This is a genomic window from Patescibacteria group bacterium (assembly GCA_023473585.1).
In the GTDB taxonomy this organism is placed as follows: domain Bacteria; phylum Patescibacteriota; class Microgenomatia; order JAMCYU01; family JAMCYU01; genus JAMCYU01.
In genome coordinates this window covers 16,518-38,252 of the sequence record JAMCYU010000004.1, presented here as the reverse complement: position 1 = coordinate 38,252, position 21,735 = coordinate 16,518, and the positions used below count along the sequence as shown (strand labels likewise).

Here is a 21,735-nt window from a genome sequence, read left to right as displayed (position 1 = left end):
TTTAAGAAATTGTTACTTTATTTCTTCCGCGTTCTTTTGACTGATATAAGGCATTGTCGGCTCTCGCAAAAAAATCTTTAATTTGTTCTCCTTTTTTAAATGACGTGCCACCCAGGCTGATGGTTAGCGGCGAGATACCTTCTATTTGTAATCTTTCTATTTGCAAACGCAACCGTTCGGCAATCTCCGAAAGTTTTTCCGGTTGAGAATTAATAACTAAAACGGCAAATTCTTCGCCGCCGTATCTGGCTAAAAAATCTTCAGCCCGAGAATATTGTTGTAAAGTTCGCGCAGTTTCTTGCAAAACTTGGTCACCTTTAGGGTGACCATGAAGGTCGTTTATCCTTTTAAAATGATCAATGTCTATAATTAAAAGGCCTAGGGGTTGTCCGGAACGCTTGGCTTCTTCCGTCTCTCTTTGGATTTCCAAGTCTAACCATCTTCGATTAGGAATTTGCGTTAGTCTGTCTATAAGGGAATGTCTCCTTGAAAGGTCAGCGTATCTTTCCCTGGCAACCATCGCCCTAGCGATTAAATGATCGTATTGCTCCCAAGATAATTGACCTTCTTGAGTTTGTTGTCTTAAACCAACAAGCCACTTTTTAGTTTGATCGATTCGATCTTTAATATGTTTTTGTCTTTCTGGGATACTTTTTCCATGAGAAATTTCAGCGTTTTGTTCCGTCATTTTATAAGCTCCTCTTTTATTAATGTTTTAATCTCTTCCCCGCTGGCCTGACCTTTAACCATTTTTAAAACCTGACCGACCAAAAACATTAAGGCCTGCTCTTTACCCGCTTTATAATCGCTGACCGCCTTTGGATTGTCAAGCAAAACTTTTAGCGTCGCTTTTTCCAGTTCTTCGTCAGAAATTGTTGCTTGTTGACTTTTTTGAGCAATCATTTCTACTAAATCTTCTGGTGAGTTTTTATCAATATCAACTTTTTTATTAATAAGCCAATTGGCAATGATTTTTGGCGTTATCTCTTTAGACTCAATACTTGATACTAAATACTTAATACTTTCTTCAAAATAATCGGCAACCGCTAGGGAAACCGTCAAAATCGTGGCGTCATACTCCGAAAGCCCGTACTCTTTTATAAAGCGCTTAAGTTTGGTTTCCGGTAATTCCGGGATTTTATTTTTAAGATTGTTAATTTCTTCTTTTGTCCATTTGATGGGCGGAATATCCGGTTCCGGAAAATAGCGATAATCTTTAGCCTCCTCTTTACTCCGCTGGGGGAGCGTTAAACCTTTATCGGCGTCAAATCTTCTGGTTTCCTGATGAATAACCTCGCCTTTTTCCAATAATGCCTGTTGTCTTTCAATTTCAAAATTAATGGCCTTTTCGACAAACTTAAAAGAATTGATATTTTTAACCTCGACTTTATAACTTGGTAATTGGTATTTATTGGTAGTATTGGTCTTTATTAAGGAAATATTCGGTTCCAAACGCATACTCCCCTTTTCCATATCCGCATCAGAAACGCCTAAGTAACGGATGATTTGCTGAAGTTTTTGCAGGAAAATTTTAGCCTCCGAAGCGGTATGAAGATCGGGCTCGGTCACAATCTCCACCAAAGGCACGCCGCTTCTATTAAAATCAATCAGTGTCCCTTCTTGGGCGTGTAAAAGCTTGCCGGTGTCTTCTTCCATGTGGACCCGACGAATCCGAATTTCTCCCAATTTTCCGTTAAGACAAAAGGGGTTTGCGTATTGGGAAATCTGAAAACCCTTGGCTAAATCCGGATAAAAATAGTTTTTCCGGTCAAATTGCGAAGTCTCGACAACCTGACAATCTAAGGCCAGGCCGATTACTAAACAGTCTCTAATCGCTTTTTTGTTAGGAAAAGGTAAGGCTCCCGGCAAACCCAAACAAATCGGACAACACTGGCTGTTGGGTTCATGACCAAAATAATCGGCCGAACAGCCACAAAACATCTTGGACTTGGTTTTCAACTCCACATGAATCTCCAAACCTATAATCGGCAGATATTTTGTTTTTTTGTTTACTTTTAGCTTTGTTTGATTCATTGATTTAAATCATAGTATCAAACCGATAATTATAATTTGGGTTTGATTTTAAAAAAGTTTGTTTCTCGTTCATAAGCATGTCCGACCTGAAACAATAATTTTTCCGACCAATGGGGACCTAAAATCTGCATTCCCACCGGCAACTGACAACCCTTTTCTTCCACAAAGCCGCAAGGCAAAGACAACCCCGGAATACCGGCTAAATTAGCCGTTACCGTTAAGATGTCGGCCAGATACATTTTTAAAGGATCGGCGACTTTTTCACCTAGTTTCCAGGGAAGATTTGGTGAAGTCGGCGCAATCAGAACATCAACTTTGTTGAAAGCCTCGGCAAAATCTTTTTTAATTAGCGTTCGGACTTTCATCGCTTTTAAATAATAGGCATCATAATAACCGGCCGAAAGCGTGTATGTTCCCAACATGATTCTTCTTTTCGCTTCGTCGCCGAATTCGTCTCTCGTTAGTCCGAATCTAATCCCGTCGTAACGGGCTAAATTCGAGGAGACCTCTGACGGTTGAATGATATAATAAACGGCCAGGGCATATTCGGTGTGAGGTAAAGACACCTCAATAATTTTGGCTCCCAAGGCCTCCAGTTTTTTCACGGCCTTTTTAATTGTTTCTTCAATTCTTCGGTCAATTCCTTTGCCAAAATATTCTTTGGGAATACCAATCTTTAGGTTCTTAATTCCCCGATCAAGAGAAGCGGTAAAATTTTCCGTGGCGACGTTTGGTGTCGTCGCGTCAAAATTATCCTTGCCGGCCGTGACTTTTAAAAGAAGAGCCGAGTCATAAACCGTTCTGGTAAAATGACCGATCGCGTCCATGGATGAAGCCATAGCGATAATCCCGTAACGGGAAACTCGGCCGTAAGTCGGTTTTAAACCCACCACGCCGCAAAAAGCGGCCGGAAGTCGTACCGAACCGCCGGTATCGGTTCCGGTGGCTGCCAGACACTGAGAACTAATCAAGGCCGCGGCCGAACCGGAAGAAGACCCGCCCGGCACGAGTTGTTTGTTCCAGGGATTTTTTGTCGGACCAAAATCGGAATTTTCGCCGCTGGCACCGTGAGCCCAGGCGTCACAATTGGTTTTCCCTAAAATGACGGCTCCGGCTTTTTTCAGTTTCGAAACGACGGTCGCGTCATATTGGGGAAAATAATCTTTCAAAAGCCTGGATGCCGCCGTTGTTTTCATGTTCTTAGTGCAAAAAAGGTCTTTAAGGGCAACCGGAATCCCTAAAAGGGGCTTTTCTTGAGCTAAAAGAGGGTTTTCCCTTCGTTCCTGATCGCTTTTTTCCGCCGCTTCTAAAGCCTCTTTTTCACTAATGGTAAGATAGGCCTTGATTTCTTTGTTTAATTTTTTAATCTGTTCCAGACACGCCGAGGTAACCTCTCTGGCGGAAAACTTTTTAGAGGTTAAACCGAAAATTGCTTCCTGAACGGTTAAATCATTTAAATTCATTTAAAAAATGGCCTTAACTTTAAAAAGATTGTCTTTAACCTCTCCGGCAAAGGATAAGGCCTCTTTTTGGGTTAAAGAATCTTTAATTTCGTCTTCGCGAAAGCTATTTTCCAAACCGGTAACCTGACTTGTCGGTTCAACGTTTTGAGTTTTAACCTTAGCCAATTGACTAACATAAGCCAAAACTTGGGAAAGTTGTTTTTGAAATTTTTCAATCTCGGGGCGGGTCAATTTAAGTTGAGCCAGGGCGGCAATATGTTCAATCTCAGCTGTCGTTATTTTTTGCTTATTCATTTTTATTTCCTTTTAAACTTAGTTTTGCCAAAAGACTCTCGTGGGCTTTCCATTCTACACTATCTTCAAGCTTTTTCAATTCTACCTCACCACCGGCTTTTTTGGAAAGAGCGAGTTTGATTAAGAAATCGGCCAAATGAGGATTTTTCGGCAAAACTGGCCCGTGGAGATAGGTTCCAATGGCATTTTTATAAACGCAGCCCTCTTTTCTGTCTTCCCCGTTATTGCCGTATCCCACTACCACCTCCCCTAACGGTTTCAAATTTCTCCCTAAATAAGTCCTTCCCCCATGATTCTCAAACCCCACCAGGTAATTAGTTATTGGTAATTGTCCTCCAGAGGCGGATCCGCCTTTGGCGGAGTTATTGGTTATTCGAACAACAATATTGCCAATGCATCTTGTTTTTGTTTTTCCGGGGTGAACCGTTTCTAAATCAAAAATTCCCAGGCCCGGGATTTCCTCGCCTTCTGCCGACCGATAATATCGTCCGAAAAATTGATAAGCGGCGCAAACAAAAAGACCGGGAAGATTCCCTTCAATCAGGTGCTTAATAATAGGCCCCTTATTTGTTCTTAAATCCTCACTCACGATTTTTTGCTGGCGGTCTTGAGCTCCGCCCATAAAAAGAAAGTCACAATCTAAAAGTTCTTCTCCCTTACTTTCCAAAGTAATTGATTTTATTTCAACTTCAATGTCACGCCACTGACATCTTTTTTGAAGACTTATAATATTGCCCCGATCGCCATAAGTTGACATTAAATCCGGATAAAGCCAACCGATAACAAGTTTCATAAAATCTTTCTGCCTCCCAAGATTTTTCTCACTTCAAGCATGGCCGAATAAGTAGGCAGGATATAAAAAGTTTCTTTTTTGGGGATTTCCGCTAATCCCTTTTGAAGCGCTTCTTTTAGATCGGTCTTGACTTCGGTTTTTTCCAAAGGAAAATCCGCATACTTTAATCTTAAAGCCAATTCAAAAGCTCTATCACCGCTTACAAGCAAAGAACTAACGTTTTCTTTAATGATCTCAAAGTCAACGTCCCAAATCCAGGAAATGTCCCGGCCGTCGGGGATGCGGTCATTAAGAACCAATAAAACGGTCTTTTTTTGACCGGGAAAATCTTTTAAGGTTCTTAGGCATTCGTTAAAACCGGCCGGATTCTTACTTAAAAGGATTTGGACATTTTTGCCGTTCAAATTGATTTTCTCCTGACGGCCGAAGGCGGGTTTAAATTTTTGCAAACTCAAATTAATTTTTTGATCTTCCACCCCAAGAATTTTAGCCGCTAAAACAGCGGCTAAGGTATTATATCGGTTATAAGTCCCGGGCAAAGGATAATCCCAGACAAAAAGATTTGGCGTGGGACGGCTAAACCGACAACCGGGACAAGACCAAAATCCCAAATGAGAAAAAAAGACGCCCTCGAAATCGAGTTTGGCATTACACGAAGGACAATAAACGGTGTCAACGGCATGCTCCATTTTCGCCAAAAAAAGATTTTTATCGTTGAGACCAAAATAGAAAACGCGACTGCGAAGGCCTTTTCCTAAAAAGGCAACATGGGGATCATCGGCGTTTAAAATAACCGTTGTCTCTAGGCTTAGTTTTTTGAGCGCCTGTTGCCACTTTTCGGCGATCAAATCAATTTCTCCGTAACGATCCAATTGGTCTCTAAATAAATTAAGAATGATGACAATTTTGGGCTCTGTCTCCGCAAGAGCCAAAGGTAATGTCGCCTCGTCGGTTTCAAAAACGGCCCATGACGCCTTAATCTTTCCCAACCAGTCGCTTTTGTTGATCAGAGTTGAGGCAAAGCCATTGAGAAGATTCGCCCCGCTGTCATTAATAATAATGTCGGGATTTTCCTCTTTAAGGATTTGGTAGATTAATTTAACCGTCGTCGTTTTGCCGTTTGTCCCGGCAATCAGGATTGTCCCTTTTTTCAATTGTGAAGTCAGCTGGGAGATTATTTGGGGATTAATTTTTAAAGAAACATGCCCCGGCCACGTCGAACCGGCGCCAAACTTACCCATGGAACTTATAAAGTTAATGATTTTCCCTAACCAAATCGCAAGGAGTCTTTTCATTTTTAAAATGGCCAATTTACATGGCGCGCAAAAGTCTGATTCTTTCCGCCAAAGGAGGATGAGTATCAAAAAGCCCCGAAAACCAAGCCGAAAAACTTTTATCCTTAAACGGATTAACAATATATAAATGGGCGGTCGCATTGGTCGCCGCTTCAAGGACCTCTTTGTCGCGGGCAATTTTTTCCAAAGCCCGGGCGAGCCCGTCCGGATAACGAGTTAAAAGCGCGCCTGAGGCGTCAGCCAAATATTCCCGCCGGCGGGAGATCGCTAACTGGATTAAAGTGGCAATAATTGGCGAAAGAACGGCAAAAACAATCCCCAAGATGAGGAAAAGGCCTTGCACACTTCCTTTTTCTTCACGATCACTCCGGTCACCCCACCAAAGCGAACGCATAAACCAATCGGCTAAAAAAGCCACCATGCCTACCAAAATCGCCACAATGCCCATGAGCCGCGTATCGTAATTTTTAACATGTGATAATTCATGAGCGATAACACCCTCCAATTCTATTTTTTCCAGTTTGCCTAGAAGTCCGGAGGTTACACAGATAACGGCATGTTGAGGATCGCGACCGGTCGCAAAAGCGTTGGGAGCCGAATCGTCAATTGTATAAATCTTTGGCCTTGGTAAACCGGCGCCAAGACAAAGATTTTCGACAGTCCGAAAAAGGAGAGGATTGTCTTTTTCGTTAATTTCTCTTGCTTGGGACATAAGAAGAATGAGCTTGTCCGACCAATAGTAACTCCCAAAGGAAACAAAACCGGAAATGATTAAAGCTATTCCGGCGTAAGACAAACCATAACCCGAGGCCCGACCGAAAATATAAGCCGTCAGGGTTATAAAGGCGATAAAAAAGACCATCACTAAATAAGTTCGACGTCGGTTAGAGTCAATCTGTGAATAAATTGACATACTTTTTAAGCGGAATTAAAACTTAACTTTAATTTCTTCTTTTTCTTCCGCCGCCGCCTTAAAGAATTCGACTTCGCGAAATCCTAACGGTCCGGCCAATAAAACATTGGGGAAGACCTTAATTTTGACGTTATAATCAAGCACGTTCGTATTGTAAAATTGTCGTGAATAGGCAATTTTATCTTCGGTATCCCCCAATTGCTGTTGTAAATCCGCAAAGTTTTGACTCGCTTTAAGATCCGGATAAGCTTCAGCCACGGCAAAAAGACTTTTTAAAGCGGCGCTTAACTGATTGTTAGCTTCCGCTTTCTCTTTCGGGGTCTTCGCTCCCATTAGGGCGGATCTGGCTTCAGTCACATTTTCAAAGACGCTTTTTTCATGAGTCGCATAACCCTTAACGGTTTCCACTAAATTGGGAATTAGGTCGGCTCTTCTTTTTAACTGAACGTCAATGCCGCTCCAGGACTCATCAACACGGGCTTTGGCTGTCACTAAACCGTTGTATAAACCCCAGACAAAAACGACGAGAAGAACAATTCCTAATAATAAAACAGGCAACATGCCTCACCTCCTCTCTTTTAACCATTGATAAAATTCATTATAGTCTAAAGTGTTTAAAATGTCATTTTTTTCCGCCCATCCCCGGCGAGCGACCGCAACTCCATAGGACATAAGATCCATTTCCGAAACTTTATGGGCGTCGGTTGAGATAATTAAACCGACTCCTTTGGCGATGGCTTGACGAACCAAAAAATCCGGAAGATCGAGTCTTTCCGGCCAGGCATTAATCTCCAGCGCCTTGCCGTGTTTTTGACAAAAGGCAAAAATTTCTTCCCAGTCAACCTCGTAACCCTCTCTTCGTCCGAGTAATCTCCCGGTCGGATGCCCTAAAATCTTAACCTGGGGATTTTCCAAAGCCCGTAAAATTCTTTTGGTCATTTGCTCCTTGTTTTGTTGAAAACCGCTGTGTACCGAGGCAATGACTCCGTCAAGTAAAGCCAAGCTTCTCTTTTCGATTGATAAATTGCCGTCAGTGAGAATATCCACTTCAAGTAAATTTATTACTCGAACAATTTTAGTAGTCAATTTTAATTGCTCAATTATCGCTCTCCGTCTTGATAAGATACTGAAGATCTGCTCTTTTGAATGTTGACTGACACTGGGTGCGTGTTCGGAAAAAGCCAGATATTCGTACCCCAAACTTTCGGCTTTTTCGATAATTTCTTCCATGGAAGAGACGCCCAGATCATGAGAAGGTTCGATGGGAAAATCAGAATGGAGATGCAGGTCTCCTTTAATATCGTCGAGTTTAACTAAATTGGGTAAACCATCGGGTTTGTTTTGAGCTTGTCGCAAAGCCGCCTCAATCTCTCCGGTATTTTCTCTCAATTCCGGGGGAATTAAGGGAAGACCGACGGCCTGATAAAAGCTTTCCTCGTCTTTATATTCGTTTATTTTATGGTTTTTCCCCAGTTTTTTAATGCCGTATTCGGATAACGACAAACCATGTTTCAAGGCTAATTCGCGCAAATGAACGTTATGGTTTTTCGAACCGGTAAAATATTGAAGCATCGCCCCGTAGGCTTTGGGTTTTTGCACCCGCAAATCAACCTGCCGGCCGTTATGAAGAAGCAAACTGGCGCCGGTTGGCCCTTTTTCCACTAATTTTTGTTTTCGGGGATACTTAATAAACCAATCGATAACTTCTTGGGGGTCTTGGGTAGCCACGGCAATATCAATATCTCCGATTGTCGCCACCTGTCTTCTCAAAGAACCTAACGGATCGATCCGTAAACTTTGCGGGCATAATTTAAGATAGCTAATTATTTCCGTAGCCAAAGCTGAAGCTAGTGGCAAATTGATGCGGTTTTCTTTAAGCTGTCCTTTTTTAAAGCTTTTCAGGCTCTCAAGAATATCTTGTTGGGATTTTTCTCCGAAACCCTCAATCACGGCTATTTTCCCTTTTTTAGCTGCCTTTTCAAGATCGGTAATGGCGGTCTTGGCGCTTTTTAATTTCAAAACCTTAGCTAATTTATAAGCTTTTTTGGGGCCAAAACCGGGCAAAGCTAAAAGAGAAAACATCGCTTCGGGCAGACCTTTTAAAACCTGCTCAAAATGACGAATCTTGCCTTTTTTGAAAAGTTCATCAAGATGACCGGCAATTGAAGGACCGATGCCTTGGATTTCGTCTAATTTTCCCTCTTGCCAAAGACCTTTAGCTTCAATGGGGGTATTTTCGAGACTATCGGCCGCCCGTTCGTAAGCCATAATTTTGAAGCGATTCTCGTTTTTAACAAGATAAGCGGCGGCAATCTTCTTTAAAAGCCGGGCGATTTCCTGATTGGTCATATGACACTTAAAATCATAGCAAAGGATTGACTATTTGACAATAATCTATTATTATGGCTCTGGCAGTTTCTTTTTTTGGACCCGTGGTGTAGCGGTTAACACGCGTCCCTGTCAAGGACGAGATCACCGGTTCGATCCCGGCCGGGTCCGCTAAACTGAATCTGCCTGAATTTCTGCCTGGAAAGGAGGGAAGATTAAGTTATGTGGAAAAAATTTCTTAAAAGCTTAAAACTCTCTGAATCTTACGTCTCCATGGCTTTGGGTTTATTGGTCGTTATTGTCATCGGTATTTTGCTTTTCAATTTCTTTTCCGGAGGTCGTAAAAATGGCAGTCAGGCGGGACAATCACAAACCGAAGAAAAGAAAGAAGCACAAGTTGCTTTACCAGCGACCTATACCGTCGCCGAAGGAGACACTCTTTGGTCAATTTCTGAAAAATTTTTCAAATCCGGTTATAACTGGTCAGATATTGCTAAAGAAAATCAACTCTCTAATCCTGATTATCTCGAGGCGGGACAACAGCTTAAGATTCCCAAAGTCGAACCGATCCTTCCCTTAACAGGCATAACCGAGGCAGCAACACCTTCGATTACCGGCGGAAGTTATACGGTCGTTACGGGTGACGACCTTTGGGACATTGCGGTTCGAGCTTATGGCGATGGTTATCAGTGGTCAAAAATTGCCCAGGCGAATAATTTGGTAAACCCTAACCTGATTCACGCCGGCAATGTCTTAACCTTGCCAAGATAAAAATCTGGATATTTTCAAAAGCTTAATTAAAAAAATCAACCTGAACTAGATTCAGAATTTTTTAGTGTTTACACTGAAAAATCGTTTAGATTTTTTAGTGCGGGATTAGTACACCGGTAGTATGCTACCTTCCCAAGGTAGAGAAGGCGGTTCGATTCCGCTATCCCGCTCCAATTGGGAAATCGCGGCGCTCGCTTTGCGAGCGCCCATTCGTTTAACGCCTCAAATCTGACTTTTTTATCGCAGAGTTGCCAGTTCGAGCCAATTTTTTGCAGGAAGCTACGCTTCTCTTCCAAATTTTCAGAATTTATTAATAAATTGGCTTGGTGAGCGGCTAAAATGAAATTCCTCATCGGTTCGAGCCAATAATTTCCCTTTCGCTCAAAATCAGCTAATTTTTGTTTCAGTCCGGTTTTTCGGTTTATAAGTTCTTCCTTTTTCTTTTTGTATTCCTCAAGAGAAATTGAACCATCTAGTTGCATATCAAGGACTTTGGAGAGCTTGACTTCAATTTCACCGATTTCTCTTTGGAGATTTTGGGCGAAAGATTTTGACGACTGGCTGATTTCTTTTTCCTCTTGGTCAAGTTTATTTAAGATTGGTTTCAACCAGCCGTCTGGTAAAGCAACTTTTTGAAAAATATCGTTGAGTTGAGCAAATAAATCATTCTCGTTGAGAAACTTTTGTTGACAATCAGTGTCCTTTTTGGTGCAACGGTAATAGCGGAAAACCAAACCAGATTTTTTAGTATGCTGTTCAGCGGTGATAGCTCGACCACATTCGCCACACTTAAAAATTCCAGTGTAAATAAAGTTGTAATCCTGATTTTCTTTCTTTGGTTTTCCGCGATCACTCATTACCCGCTGCACCTTTTCAAAAAGTTGCTGGGAAATTATTGGCTCATGGACTCCTTCGTAAAGCTCACCTTTGTATTGAAAACAGCCATAGTAAAAGGGGTTTTGGAGCAATCGCTGTAAAGTAGCGTTTGATAATTTTCTTTTCGATCTTGGGCTCACCAAGCCAAAAGAAAGCGCCAATTTTTGCAAATGATCAAGCGTATATTTACCTACGGCACACGCCAGAAAAAGTTTTCTGACTTTTTGCCAAGTTTCCGGGTCTTTAAGAATGGTGTGATTTTTCAATTCGTTAACATAACCAAGTGGTGCACACCCCTGGATAAATTCCTTTTCGTAGTTTTTGGCGTATGCCCCGCTTGATATTTTCCGAAAGATTATCGATGTAATATTTGCTCTGCCCAAAAGCGATTGAGAGCATAAAAAGTCCTTGAGGAGTTTTGTCAAACCAGAAAGTGGGGAATTTTAGCGTGGCTAAAAATCCTCTATCGAGAAGGTGAATAATTTTTCCAGCGTCAACCGCATTTCTGGCGACTCTATCCGGATGCCACGCTAAAATTCCATTTGCCTCACCGTTCTCTATGCCCGCTAACATTTTCTCAAAAATTTCTCTGCCTGGTTGTTTGGCTGATTTTGTCTCAATAAACTCACGAACAATCAACAGATTTTCTTTTTGAGCATACTCTCTGACTTCAGTTAGTTGCGCTTCAATTGATAAAACTTGCCTGTCCGCTTCATCTGTAGATTTGCGGGCATAGAGAAAGAATTTTTGCGGAAAGTTGTTAGTCATGTTTGTAAAACTTAAATAGCCGCCCCGGTGGTCTCAACTCAAGTCGCCCTGAATTGTCCGAGACGGCTACTAAAAAGGACGACCTTTAATGCTGAAACCAGCATTAGTATAACAAGTTTTACAAAACTTTTTCAATAGCATCGCAAAAATTCTTTTCGCTTTTGGGCAGCTCCGCCAAAGGCTGAGTAAATTGGCGCTTTCTTTCTGAAAATCTGGAATTTTCGTCTTTGACGAAAGGCAAAAAATTGGATGTCAAACGAAGTTTGATTTTGTGCTTCGCACAAACGAACTGGCAATTCTGTGATAAAAAAGTCCGATTTGAGGCGTTAAACGAATGGGCGCTCGCAAAGCGAGCGCCGCGATTTCCCAATTGGAGCTCCTTTTATCAAAAAGCTCGAACTTATTTTACCAAAAATCTGTAACAAATCATAGCGCGTCGGCGGCTGCGGCGAGGAAAAGGGGTTTAAGGGGAAAAGGAATCGCCGTAGCCGCCACCTCATTTGCTCGCCCCGCCATTCGGCGGGGCTCGCTTCCCGCAAAATTTTTCGCGCCGTTTAGATATTAGGAAGGAAAAAAGAAAATAAAAGTTTTTAAAAAGAAAACGGAGGCGTTATGCCTCCGTTCCTTTCACACCCAGTTCCTAGCTAGATTACTCAACGCCTTCAAACTGGTGGTCTGCCTGACCTTGATCCTGGTGTCCGCCGCCTGGCAGGTTTTTCTCCTGCGCCTGTTCGTTGGCGGGTTCAACACTTTCAACTCCTTCTCGTGCCTCTTTTACTTCAGTTGCACCATCGTTGGTTTCTTTATCAGCTGTTTGCTGCGTTGCACTTTGAGACTGGATAGTTGGAGTTTGAGCGTGGACAGGAGCTGCTTTCACCCTACTTATCCCAAAAGCACCGCCACCCAAAAGCACCAACGCCAAAGCAGCAAGTGGTACTGTTTTTTTGATGTTCATATATTTTCACCCCCTTTCTTATTAAAAATAAATAACAACGTCAGTATATAAAATGAGATATGGGAAGACTGTGGAAGAAACCTGGTATTTAGCGGGAAGCTCTGGGAAGTAGAACGGTAAATACCGACCCTTTTCCTAAACGAGAGTGAACCATAATACTTCCTTGATGAAGCCGAACAATAGATTGGCAGATAGGAAGGCCGAGTCCGTAACCGCTTACTTGAGAACGGGAAGAATCTACTCTATAAAAACGTTCAAAGATCTTTTTCTGATCCCCTTCTGATATACCAATCCCTGTATCTTTTATCTTTATTTGCGCATATTGCTTTTGGCTTCTCAAACTAACCCACACAGCGCCGTTTATTGGTGTGTAGTTGATGGCATTGTCAATAATATTGAGAAAAAGTTGTCTTAGCATTGTTGGTTGTCCCGAAACTACCACCGCCTCCTCTGCCGCTTCAAAATGTATAGAGATTTTCTTTTTAACGCTTTTGTCCTTCAGTGAAGCAGTGACATTTCCCAGAAGATCAGTAATGTCTACTCTTTCAAACTTTACAGTTTGTTGCCCCTCATCTTCTCTGGCAAGAAATAACAGGTTTTCGACTAAAGCTGCCAAACGGCCCACTTCCTGTTTATTGCTGGTCAGAATCTGTTTGTAAAATGTTGTCCGGCGATTTTTTTTCAAAGCTACGTCTATTTCGCTACTTAATATGGAAAGAGGAGTTCTTAATTCATGGGACACATCAGATATAAACTGTTTTTGCTGCTCATGAATTTTCTGTACCGGTTTAAGAGTTAACAAAGTGAAAAACCAGGCAATAAAGGGTACTAAAAAAATGAAGACAATATTTAATAGAAATAAAGTATCCCAAAACACTATTAAGGATGGGTCGCCTCCTAAGGATTGACCCACCAATAAATATAAAGTTGTATTAGATAGCCAGAAGAAGAAGAGAAAAACAAGAGAATAAAAAAATATCAGTTGTATACGCGCTTTTTTAAACATGATCGTCTTTCTTTAAGATATAACCTGAGCCCCGCATGGTATGGATAAGTTCACGGCTTTGCCCGTCCACTTTTATTTTTTTTCGCAAATATTTAACATACGTTTCCACCATGTTGGAAAGTCCGTCATAATTATAATCCCAGATATGCTCCAATAGCTCTGTCTTGGTTAAAACCTTGTTTGGATAGCGCATAAAGTATTCCAGAAGCGCATACTCTTTTGCGGTTAGGGTAATTACTTTATTTTTACGTTTGGCGGTTTTCGTGGCCGGGTCAAGCGATAAATCATCAAAAACAAGAATCGTGGGATCCGCTTTGCGACCCCTTCTGAAAAGAGCCCTTATCCTTGCCGAAAGTTCCGAGAAAGAAAAAGGTTTAGTGATATAATCATCGGCGCCCGCGTCAAGCCCCGTAATTTTGTCTTCGGTCCCATCTTTAGCTGTTAATATAAGAATGGGAAGATGAGAGTTGGTCTGGCGAATTTGGCGACAAACTGTAATACCGTCCACTTTGGGGATCATTAAATCCAAAATAACCAGGTCATACTCGTTGATGTCAAGTTTGTAAAGCGCTTCTTCGCCGTCGCGGGCCAGATCAACAGTATAGCGTTCTTCCAAGAGCCCCCGTCGTAAGGAATTGGCGATTTTTTCCTCGTCTTCCACAATCAGAATCTGCATACAGAGGTATTATAGTGGAAGAAATATGGGAAGAAAATGGGGAATTACAGTTTTGGCTATATGGAGTAAAGAAAGCCAAAGATATTTAAATACCACGGTTTGTTGACAGATATTGTTGATCCGTTTTGCGCATCAATCTTTGTTTCAACGTTTGCCTTAATTGGCACCAAGCCAACAAACCTTCTCTGTTGCACTCCTTTTACATCATAATAGGCTTGCCCATTTTGTGTCCCGAGTACCGCTGATTGTATGGTAGTTGGCTTATCGATAGGTTGGACACCGTTTAGTGCCTGCGAAGGAAGTGAGTTGATAACAGTCACGCCGTTTGTTGTTTTAATTGCAATTGTTTGAGTTTGAGGATCAATAACAACGGGGTAATTCGTCTGGACTGTAATACCTCCATTAACCAATGTGACTGTACCATTTTTGCTGACACTAATAGAAACACTTCCGGCCTGACTATTTTGAATGCTAATAAGAGATGCGACTGAAGAAGGGACTGTTTTTTCGGTTGAGGAACCATTTACTTTTTCAATCTTTAACGTTCCTTCCCCAGGTTTTTCTGAAGTTGGATGAAGTTCAACTTTATCCACATTATTATTTTGTATTTCCTTTTGCACTTCCTGATGGATTTTTTCTGCTTCTTGTTCATGTTCCTGTTCTTGCTCGGGAGTTTCGGTGGGCTCCGGTGCTTCTGTTGGCTCAGCCTGTTCAACTTGCTCTTTTGGCTCAGTGCCTTCTTTGTTTTCTTGATTTCCTTTCTGTTCAGTCTGTTCTCCTAATACGCGGGTAGAGTTTTGGTTCTGGACAGCAGTTACAGTGCCGAAGAAAACAAGAGAAAAAATGAGTGCAGGAAGTAGATATTTTAATTTACTACTTATAGCCTGATGGCTTTGGGGAAGATGTTTTTTCATAAATTTTCTCTATCTTTAGAGTAGAGAAATTTTTATGGAATGTCAATGGGTTCTTAACAAAATACCCCTGCTTTTTAGGGACTACATTTTTGACACGCGCGGATGGGTGACTTGAGCCAAGCGTGTCTTCCCTTCTTATTTTTTATTTCTGGCGCGAAAAATTTTGCGGGAAGCGAGCCCCGCCGAATGGCGGGGCGAGCAAATGTGGAGGCGGCTGCGCTTCCTGCAAAATTTTCGCAAACTATAAAAAATCAATATAATATGCTATATTTAGAATATGACTACATATTTACAACAAATTAAAGAAGGAAAATATACTCTTATTATTAAAAGCGGTCGGAGCGTAGTTTTTCGATCAAATCATCAAGGGATTTTGGATTTAGTCATTGCTTCTAAAAAAGGTTTTCTTAAACAGGCAACTATTTATGATAAAACAATCGGTTTGGCCGCGGCAAAAATTGCTGTTTTTTCCGGAGTTAAGGAAATCTTTAGTCTCTTAGCAAGTAGTTTAGCTCTCGTTTTCTGCCAAGAACGAAAAATTCCTTTATATGCAGAAAAAATTGTCGAGAAAATTTACGACAACAAAAAGGGAAACCAATGCCAGTTAGAAAAAATGGCCCAAAAAACCGATAAGATTTCTGATTTAATAAGTAGTGTTATCTCTTTAACAAAAAAGTGAAATTTAGAATTTTAGGCAGAACCAATTTAAGAGTTTCCGAGATCGGTTTTGGGGCAATTCCTATCCAGAGAGTTTCCTTTAAAGAGGCGGCTGATATTATTAATAAAGCTCACCAATGTGGAATAAACTTTATTGATACTGCCAGGGCCTGGACCGACTCCGAGCTAAAAGTCGGTAAAATAATTAAATCTTGCCGCTCGGAGTGGATTATTGCTTCTAAAAGTCCGGTGCTTACTTTCAAGGAAATGAAAGAGGAAATCACCCAAAGTCTTAAAAACCTTCAAACCGACTTTATTGAGCTTTACATGATTCACCATCTTAAAGATAAAAAGATGCTGGATTTGGTTCTTTCACAAAATGGAGCCTTAAAAGCTTTAAAAGAAGCTCAAAAAGAAGGGAAAATTAAATTTATCGGTGTTTCTGGACACAATCTTGAAACCCTTCTTTTAGTGGCTAAAACCGGGCTTTTTGATGTTTTAATGGTCAATTTTAATTTCAAAGAGCAAGAGGCAACCAAAGTTCTTTTGCCATTTTGCCAAAAAGAAAACATTGGCGTTATTGTGATGAAGCCTTTGGCTGGAGGAACTTTTAAAAATGCGGCTGCCGCCATACGGTTTTGTTTGATCAACCCCACTATTTCCACTGTTATTCCGGGAATTTTAAATGAAAGAGAACTTAACGAAGATGTGGTTGAAGTTTTGAAAAATCCGAATTTTACTAAAGAAGATAAGGAGAAATTAAAAAAAGAGGTGAAAAAAATCGGTCTTCCTTTCTGTCGGGCGTGCGGTTATTGTATTACTCGCGACGGCGGTTGTCCGGCGAGAATCAACATTACTTTATTTTTGCGGCTTGAGGGATATTTTGAAAAATTTGGGCCAAAAGATTGGCTGATGGAGGTCTATAATAAAACACCGGTTAAGCCAGCTTCTTGTCTTTTTTGCGGTCATTGCGAAAAGGTCTGTCCATTTTCCTTGCCAATCATAAGAGCCCTTCGGAATTTGAAAATTAGAAAAGCGGCGGAGAAAAAATGGGGTAAAGAAAAGCCTTCAATTAACATACCAGCCAGAGACTATAATGATGAGTATCAAGAATTTGTTAATCTTACTCAAAAAATCTTAGGGGAAGACCATGATATTCCCTTAGCTTATTTCAATTTTCCCAAACCAGCCAATGAAGGCCAAAAGACAACAGTTCGTAATCTTTTTAAGGAAATGGTTAAGAGGGTCCATCCCGATGAAAAAAGAATGAAAGAAATTCTAAAAAGACTTTGTCAAGAAATGGGAATAGAAAGTGAAGGAATTAAAAATTTTGAAAATTTACTAACTTTGGCTGATTATGATAACGTGGTTGATCTAATGCGAGTTTTACCACGAATAAAGGATAATTGAATTCATAGTTTTTTTCTTCTCCTGTTTTTAATTTTCTAATGGTGCGAAAAATTTTGCGGGAAGAGAGCCCCGCCGAATGGCGGCTGAGCGAAAAGCGGAGGCGGCTGCGGCGATTCCCTTTCCCCTTAAATCCCTTTTCCTCGCCGCAGCCGCCGACGCGCTATGATTTGTTACAGATTTTTGGTAAAATAAGTTCGAGCTTTTTGATAAAAGGAGCTCCAATTGGGCATTTTGCTTGTCGAAATGTAGTCAATTTTATGAGCGCAGAATTTGAATCAAACGGCGTAGATTATTTAACTATCCTTAAGGGGTATAAAGCAAAAGGACTTATTGAGCAGACATCTCCTCATTGGTGGAGTACGGATTACGCACCTGATCCAAGAGAATATTTACCTTTTGAACAATTCCAAAAACGTCTCGTTTACCTTGGGGAAATACCGACCCGTAAAGCATGGCGCTTTGCGATTTCCGCAGGAATGAGGGAACTGCCTGACGATCGTGAGGCTTATGTATACCGTGGCGCCCATGTTCCCCGATAACCGTTCTTGATTTGGAAATTGACGGTTCTCCTCTGCAGTTTATGGTCACCGCAAGACCTTATAGTCCTAAAGAAACCTTTTCAAGACATACGTATATTGGGCAGATTGATGCTTTACCATCAATTCCCAAACTTCAATCCTTTATCGCTCAAGGAGGAAAAATTGACTTACTCGATCATTTTTTCCCTCATATCCGGGGATTACTTTCGTCGCAAAGAGGTAACCATTATTTTTGGTACAAGCTTTCCTATAACTGGTGGCTTGCTTACGAAAAGAAACTGGAATTAGCTCTAAAAAAGAAGGGTGTTTCATATCTCGATATTTACATTCATACTTTTTCAAGCCAAAAATCATATCTGGAAGTTTGGGAAGAATTAGAGGCTAAACCGGGATTTGTCGATCAGAGAAAAACTTGTCGGCCTGATTTCCCTTATCAAAGAGTTTCCGCTGAAGAATTTATACAAGGATACAAAACAGAAACACAGGATTTAGTTGTTTATTATCCCTTAAGGGTTAACGGATTTATTGAAACCTTGCCGTTGTTTGTGGCGCCTCGTACAGGTCTAAAAAGCAAAGAAAGAAAACCGGTTGTTTTGGGTATTTATGCCGAAAACGGCTGCACGGGTTTTTGCCACCGCGGGGGAATTTTAAGAATTAAAAACCGAGAACTCGCGGGAGAAATTAGTTCTTTAATTTCTCGAGATTTCGGTCTTCAAGTAGATACGGTCTTGTTTACTCCTTGTCCGGGAAGGCCACTTTACGAAAGAGTCGCGGGTTATCAGGAATCAAAAAGCAATTGACGTTAGTTAACTAATCTGCTATTTTAATTTCATGAGACTGTTCTTAAATTTATTAGTTAATGGTTTAGCGGTTTTTATTACTTCCCAAATTCTTCCAGGGGTTGTTATTAGAGATTTTTTCTCAGCCATTATGGTCAGCGTTGTTTTGGGTATTGCCAACACCATTATTAAACCTATTCTGGTTTTGTTAACTTTGCCCATTACCATTATGACCCTGGGCTTGTTTATTTTAATTTTAAACGGACTTATGGTTATTTTGGCAAGCGCCATCGTCCCGGGATTTTTCGTCAGCAATATCGGCACCGCCATCATCTTCAGTTTGGTTCTTAGTCTTGTTTCTTGGTTTTTAAATTCTTTAAAAAGCGAGAAAAGATAATATCGTGAAGGATAAGATTTACTTGCCTTTTAAATCTTCTGCTGTCGGTTGATAAATACTTTCGGCACTTTTATTTGAATTTATGTTTCCTTTTAGAGTAAAATAATATCAAGTTGCCGCCTTAGCTCAGTTGGTAGAGCAATACTTTCGTAAAGTAGAGGTCCTGGGTTCGACTCCCAGAGGCGGCTCAAGCTTTGGCAGGCGGGGCAACGCTTTTTACTATGAGAAAACCCATCTCAAGATTGGCGCGTTTTGAAGAACGGAGAGCCTATCGCCGGATTATTTTTAGTGTCCTGGGCACCATTATCATCCTCGTTTCTTTCCTTTTTTTAGGGATTCCGGCTTTAAGAGAATTCAGCCTTTTTATGGCTAATTTACGAGGGGGCAGCGACCTGACACAAGACACGACTCCGCCTTATACCCCGCGTCTTGAGGCCCCTTATACGGCGACAAACAGCGCTACGATCACCATCAGCGGCTACGCTGAACCCAATACTTCGGTGGAAATTTTTCTTAACGGCCTAACTTTCAAAAAAATTCTGATCGGCAATGACGGCAACTTCATTCTCCCAAACATAAACCTTTCGGAGGGAGAAAATAAAATCACCGCTCAGGCTAAAGATGCGGCTAATAATCAAAGCCAACCGGCCGATCCTTTAATTATTATCTATAAAAAAACGCCGCCTAAATTGGAAATTACCCAGCCCAATGATGGAGAAAATTTTAGCGGCGAGAAGAAAAACGCATCGATTGTCGGTTTAACCGATACGGAAACCGTCGTGACCGTTAATAACCGCTTTGTCATGGTTAAAAATGACGGCAGTTTTTCTTATTCCTACCCTTTAAATTCCGGGGAAAATCTTTTAAAGATTATCGCCACCGATAAAGCCGGCAATCAAACCACGGTTGAAAAAAAAGTTAATTATTCTCCGTAAGACCTAAAAGAAACATGAGCCAAATCGTAATTTCGGGATAAAAGAGACTATTGGCAAAGAAAGAATGAATAAAAACCGCGGCTAAACTGGCAAGGAGAACCACGTTCTTTTTTTTAAGGTGATATTTAAGGATTTGTAAGATAAGATAACCGAAATTTAAAAAACCGATCGTTCCCGTTGTCGCCAAAACCAAAAGAAGACTCGCGTCAGCTCCTCCCCCGGCATGACTTTCCTGCCAGTTTTCCTGTAGATATCCGTAATTCCTTTGCGCGTAACGATAAGTGTTAAAACCGACTCCCAAAAGAGGACTACCTTTAAAAATCGTTAAAGATTGCTGCCAATTGATGATTCTGGCGCGAATGGTGTCTTCCCTTTCCAGTTTAACCCCGAGACTGCCTTCCGGTCGGGGCAGAAAAAGAACCGTTAAAAGGCCGATTAAAACGAGTCCGAGTAAAAATTTTAAAGACTTCTTAAACCGGGCAATCACGACTCCGGCCGCCAAAAAAGCCAAATAACTGCTGCGGGAGTAAGTTAAAGCCAAAACCAAATAACAGAGAATAAGCCCCAAAATCATCGCGTATCGTGTTAACATGTTACCACGTTTAGATTCATCCTCGAGCCGAAAGAAAACCATAATTAAAGTTAAAACCAAAAAAAGACCCAAGAAATTAGGATCCAGAAAAGTCCCGAAGCTCCGATAAAAGTGCGGGTCCCAGCCTAAATACGCTAAATTGCGCAAATTAGGATATAAGAAATACTGAGCAAGACCCAAAAAAGCCGTCGCCGTCCCTGCCAGGATTAAGCCCGATTTAAACTGCTCCGCTTCGTTTTTATTTTTGCCTGCCAATTCCCCAATCACAAAGTAAAGACCAAAATAGAAAAGCCAGCGCCAAAGATAAAGAGAAGCAATACCGATTTCTCTTACGGAATAATTGCCGAGATTGAAAAAAAGCGAGATCAGCCCGATGCTGCCAAAAATTAAAAGCGGTTTGGTAAGCAGAGCTTTTGGCCGGGGAATTTTTTTAAAAATTAACCCTGTTAAATAAAACAAAACAAGAAAAACAATAATAATATCCTGAAAATAAAGAGAAACTTCCGTTACTCCCAGGGGCACTTTGGTCAATTGACCAAACGGCAGAAAGAAAAAAAGACAAAAAATAAGGATTTTTAACGCTTTTGCCATAACTGCCACAATTTACCTCGCGTCATAAACGAATGAAAACTCATAAACATCGCCTGCAACAAACCCGCTGTTCCGTCTAAAAAACCCAAAAGAAAAAAATAGTTCTTCATAAATTTAATCAACGGATAAATAATAATCTGCCAAAAGTCAACTTTGACTCCTTCTTTGTAAAAAGCTTGCGCGTTTAAATCGGTATAGAAATTGAGGTCTTTTAAAAATTCCGTGACGGTGGGATGCGGAAAATGCAAAAGGGGAGAGGCGAGGGTAGAGACCGGGCCATTAACTTGCCAAATTTCGTGTACGGGTCTTTGCCAATTCCCCGTCCCCCTTTTGGCCAATCTTAAAAGTTTAACCTTGCTTGTCTCTCCATACTCCAGCCACTTGCCGAAAAGAAAATCGCGTCGTTTTAGGAAAAAACCGTTAAATTTATTTTGAGGATCATTAATTTCTTTAATTATTTCTTCACGAAGCGTTGGAGAAACTCTTTCATCGGCGTCAACAAATAAAACCCATTCCCCTGTCGCCTTCTCTAACCCGAAATTTCTCTGCCTCGCAAAATCCCCATCAAGATGCCTTTGGTGTACTTGATACTTGATACTTGCTACCTGAAACTTTTTCAAAATCTTTTCCGTCTCATCTTGTGAGTAGTCATCCACCACTATAATTTCGTCACACCAGGCAAGACTTTTTAAACAGTCTTCAAGATTTTTTTCTTCGTTTTTCGTTAGGATAATGGCTGATATCATTAA

The 21,735-nt window shown here is 41.0% G+C and carries 23 protein-coding genes and 3 tRNA genes; 10 read left to right on the top strand and 16 right to left on the bottom strand.

Translation table 11 applies throughout. The features are described 5' to 3' along the window. Window position 1 precedes the first annotated feature (1 nt). From M1575_01190 to polX, 9 genes are read right to left on the bottom strand one after another with little or no spacing between them, the layout of a single operon-like run. A complete protein-coding gene (locus M1575_01190) occupies window positions 2-688 on the bottom strand; it encodes a GGDEF domain-containing protein (GenBank protein ID MCL5095332.1) in 687 nt (228 codons plus the stop codon). Further along, window positions 685-2,034: an Asp-tRNA(Asn)/Glu-tRNA(Gln) amidotransferase subunit GatB gene (gatB, locus tag M1575_01185; protein MCL5095331.1), complete on the bottom strand. Its 1,350-nt coding sequence runs from the start codon at window positions 2,032-2,034 to the stop codon at window positions 685-687. The genes M1575_01190 and gatB overlap by 4 nt, the downstream gene beginning before the upstream one ends. Window positions 2,035-2,063: 29 nt before the next feature. Next, window positions 2,064-3,497, bottom strand: coding sequence for an Asp-tRNA(Asn)/Glu-tRNA(Gln) amidotransferase subunit GatA (gene gatA, locus M1575_01180; GenBank protein MCL5095330.1), 1,434 nt, complete (start codon window positions 3,495-3,497; stop codon window positions 2,064-2,066). Further along, window positions 3,498-3,791, bottom strand: a complete 294-nt coding sequence (gene gatC, locus M1575_01175; GenBank protein ID MCL5095329.1) for an Asp-tRNA(Asn)/Glu-tRNA(Gln) amidotransferase subunit GatC — start codon at window positions 3,789-3,791, stop codon at window positions 3,498-3,500. Beyond that, window positions 3,784-4,584 carry a hypothetical protein gene (locus M1575_01170; GenBank protein ID MCL5095328.1) on the bottom strand — a complete coding sequence of 267 codons (801 nt, stop codon included), beginning with the start codon at window positions 4,582-4,584 and terminating at the stop codon, window positions 3,784-3,786. The genes gatC and M1575_01170 overlap by 8 nt, the downstream gene beginning before the upstream one ends. Next, window positions 4,581-5,879, bottom strand: a complete 1,299-nt coding sequence (locus M1575_01165) for a Mur ligase family protein (GenBank protein ID MCL5095327.1) — start codon at window positions 5,877-5,879, stop codon at window positions 4,581-4,583. Before M1575_01165 ends, M1575_01170 begins: the two co-directional genes overlap by 4 nt. Before the next feature lie 16 nt (window positions 5,880-5,895). Next, the gene (locus M1575_01160) at window positions 5,896-6,792 is read right to left on the bottom strand and encodes a M48 family metalloprotease (protein MCL5095326.1); all 897 of its coding nucleotides are present in this window, start codon (window positions 6,790-6,792) and stop codon (window positions 5,896-5,898) included. 15 nt (window positions 6,793-6,807) lie between these two features. Further along, the gene (locus M1575_01155; GenBank protein ID MCL5095325.1) at window positions 6,808-7,353 is read right to left on the bottom strand and encodes a LemA family protein; all 546 of its coding nucleotides are present in this window, start codon (window positions 7,351-7,353) and stop codon (window positions 6,808-6,810) included. Between the two features lie 3 nt (window positions 7,354-7,356). Next, entirely contained in the window at window positions 7,357-9,141 is a 1,785-nt protein-coding gene (polX, locus tag M1575_01150) for a DNA polymerase/3'-5' exonuclease PolX (protein ID MCL5095324.1), read from the bottom strand. A 77-nt stretch (window positions 9,142-9,218) separates the two neighbouring features. Here polX and M1575_01145 point away from each other — a divergent pair. The 3 genes from M1575_01145 to M1575_01135 all read left to right on the top strand — a co-directional run bounded on the left by M1575_01145 (window position 9,219) and on the right by M1575_01135 (window position 10,064). Then, window positions 9,219-9,291: transfer RNA gene (locus M1575_01145), tRNA-Asp, on the top strand. Window positions 9,292-9,342: 51 nt separating this feature from the next. Next, window positions 9,343-9,891 carry a LysM peptidoglycan-binding domain-containing protein gene (locus M1575_01140; protein ID MCL5095323.1) on the top strand — a complete coding sequence of 183 codons (549 nt, stop codon included), beginning with the start codon at window positions 9,343-9,345 and terminating at the stop codon, window positions 9,889-9,891. 99 nt (window positions 9,892-9,990) lie between these two features. Next, window positions 9,991-10,064, top strand: a tRNA-Gly gene (locus M1575_01135). 973 nt (window positions 10,065-11,037) lie between these two features. On the opposite strand, the gene M1575_01130 is transcribed toward M1575_01135, so the two are convergent. The 5 genes from M1575_01130 to M1575_01110 all read right to left on the bottom strand — a co-directional run bounded on the left by M1575_01130 (window position 11,038) and on the right by M1575_01110 (window position 15,086). Beyond that, window positions 11,038-11,535 (bottom strand): recombinase family protein, encoded by a 498-nt coding sequence (locus M1575_01130; GenBank protein ID MCL5095322.1) that lies wholly within the window; start codon window positions 11,533-11,535, stop codon window positions 11,038-11,040. Window positions 11,536-12,184: 649 nt separating this feature from the next. Beyond that, window positions 12,185-12,490, bottom strand: coding sequence for a hypothetical protein (locus M1575_01125; protein MCL5095321.1), 306 nt, complete (start codon window positions 12,488-12,490; stop codon window positions 12,185-12,187). An 88-nt stretch (window positions 12,491-12,578) separates the two neighbouring features. Beyond that, window positions 12,579-13,496: a HAMP domain-containing histidine kinase gene (locus M1575_01120; GenBank protein MCL5095320.1), complete on the bottom strand. Its 918-nt coding sequence runs from the start codon at window positions 13,494-13,496 to the stop codon at window positions 12,579-12,581. After that, a complete protein-coding gene (locus M1575_01115; protein MCL5095319.1) occupies window positions 13,489-14,172 on the bottom strand; it encodes a response regulator transcription factor in 684 nt (227 codons plus the stop codon). The genes M1575_01120 and M1575_01115 overlap by 8 nt, the downstream gene beginning before the upstream one ends. Window positions 14,173-14,228: 56 nt before the next feature. Beyond that, on the bottom strand, window positions 14,229-15,086 hold the full coding sequence (locus M1575_01110; GenBank protein ID MCL5095318.1) for a hypothetical protein: 858 nt from the start codon (window positions 15,084-15,086) through the stop codon (window positions 14,229-14,231). Window positions 15,087-15,363: 277 nt separating this feature from the next. Between M1575_01110 and M1575_01105 the strand changes: the two genes are divergently transcribed. The 7 genes from M1575_01105 to M1575_01075 all read left to right on the top strand — a co-directional run bounded on the left by M1575_01105 (window position 15,364) and on the right by M1575_01075 (window position 19,803). Beyond that, a complete protein-coding gene (locus M1575_01105; GenBank protein ID MCL5095317.1) occupies window positions 15,364-15,765 on the top strand; it encodes a DUF1893 domain-containing protein in 402 nt (133 codons plus the stop codon). Next, entirely contained in the window at window positions 15,762-17,153 is a 1,392-nt protein-coding gene (locus M1575_01100; protein MCL5095316.1) for an aldo/keto reductase, read from the top strand. The genes M1575_01105 and M1575_01100 overlap by 4 nt, the downstream gene beginning before the upstream one ends. Window positions 17,154-17,191: 38 nt before the next feature. Beyond that, on the top strand, window positions 17,192-17,692 hold the full coding sequence (locus M1575_01095; GenBank protein ID MCL5095315.1) for a hypothetical protein: 501 nt from the start codon (window positions 17,192-17,194) through the stop codon (window positions 17,690-17,692). A gap of 41 nt (window positions 17,693-17,733) precedes the next feature. Continuing rightward, entirely contained in the window at window positions 17,734-18,492 is a 759-nt protein-coding gene (locus M1575_01090; GenBank protein MCL5095314.1) for a hypothetical protein, read from the top strand. 31 nt (window positions 18,493-18,523) lie between these two features. Beyond that, window positions 18,524-18,868 carry a phage holin family protein gene (locus tag M1575_01085; GenBank protein ID MCL5095313.1) on the top strand — a complete coding sequence of 115 codons (345 nt, stop codon included), beginning with the start codon at window positions 18,524-18,526 and terminating at the stop codon, window positions 18,866-18,868. Between the two features lie 115 nt (window positions 18,869-18,983). Beyond that, window positions 18,984-19,056: transfer RNA gene (locus M1575_01080), tRNA-Thr, on the top strand. A gap of 33 nt (window positions 19,057-19,089) precedes the next feature. Next, complete coding sequence (locus tag M1575_01075) at window positions 19,090-19,803, top strand: Ig-like domain-containing protein (protein MCL5095312.1); 714 nt, start codon at window positions 19,090-19,092, stop codon at window positions 19,801-19,803. On the opposite strand, the gene M1575_01070 is transcribed toward M1575_01075, so the two are convergent. Then, window positions 19,787-20,986 carry an O-antigen ligase family protein gene (locus M1575_01070; GenBank protein MCL5095311.1) on the bottom strand — a complete coding sequence of 400 codons (1,200 nt, stop codon included), beginning with the start codon at window positions 20,984-20,986 and terminating at the stop codon, window positions 19,787-19,789. The genes M1575_01075 and M1575_01070 overlap by 17 nt on opposite strands. Further along, a complete protein-coding gene (locus tag M1575_01065; GenBank protein ID MCL5095310.1) occupies window positions 20,971-21,732 on the bottom strand; it encodes a glycosyltransferase family 2 protein in 762 nt (253 codons plus the stop codon). Before M1575_01065 ends, M1575_01070 begins: the two co-directional genes overlap by 16 nt. Window positions 21,733-21,735 lie beyond the last annotated feature (3 nt).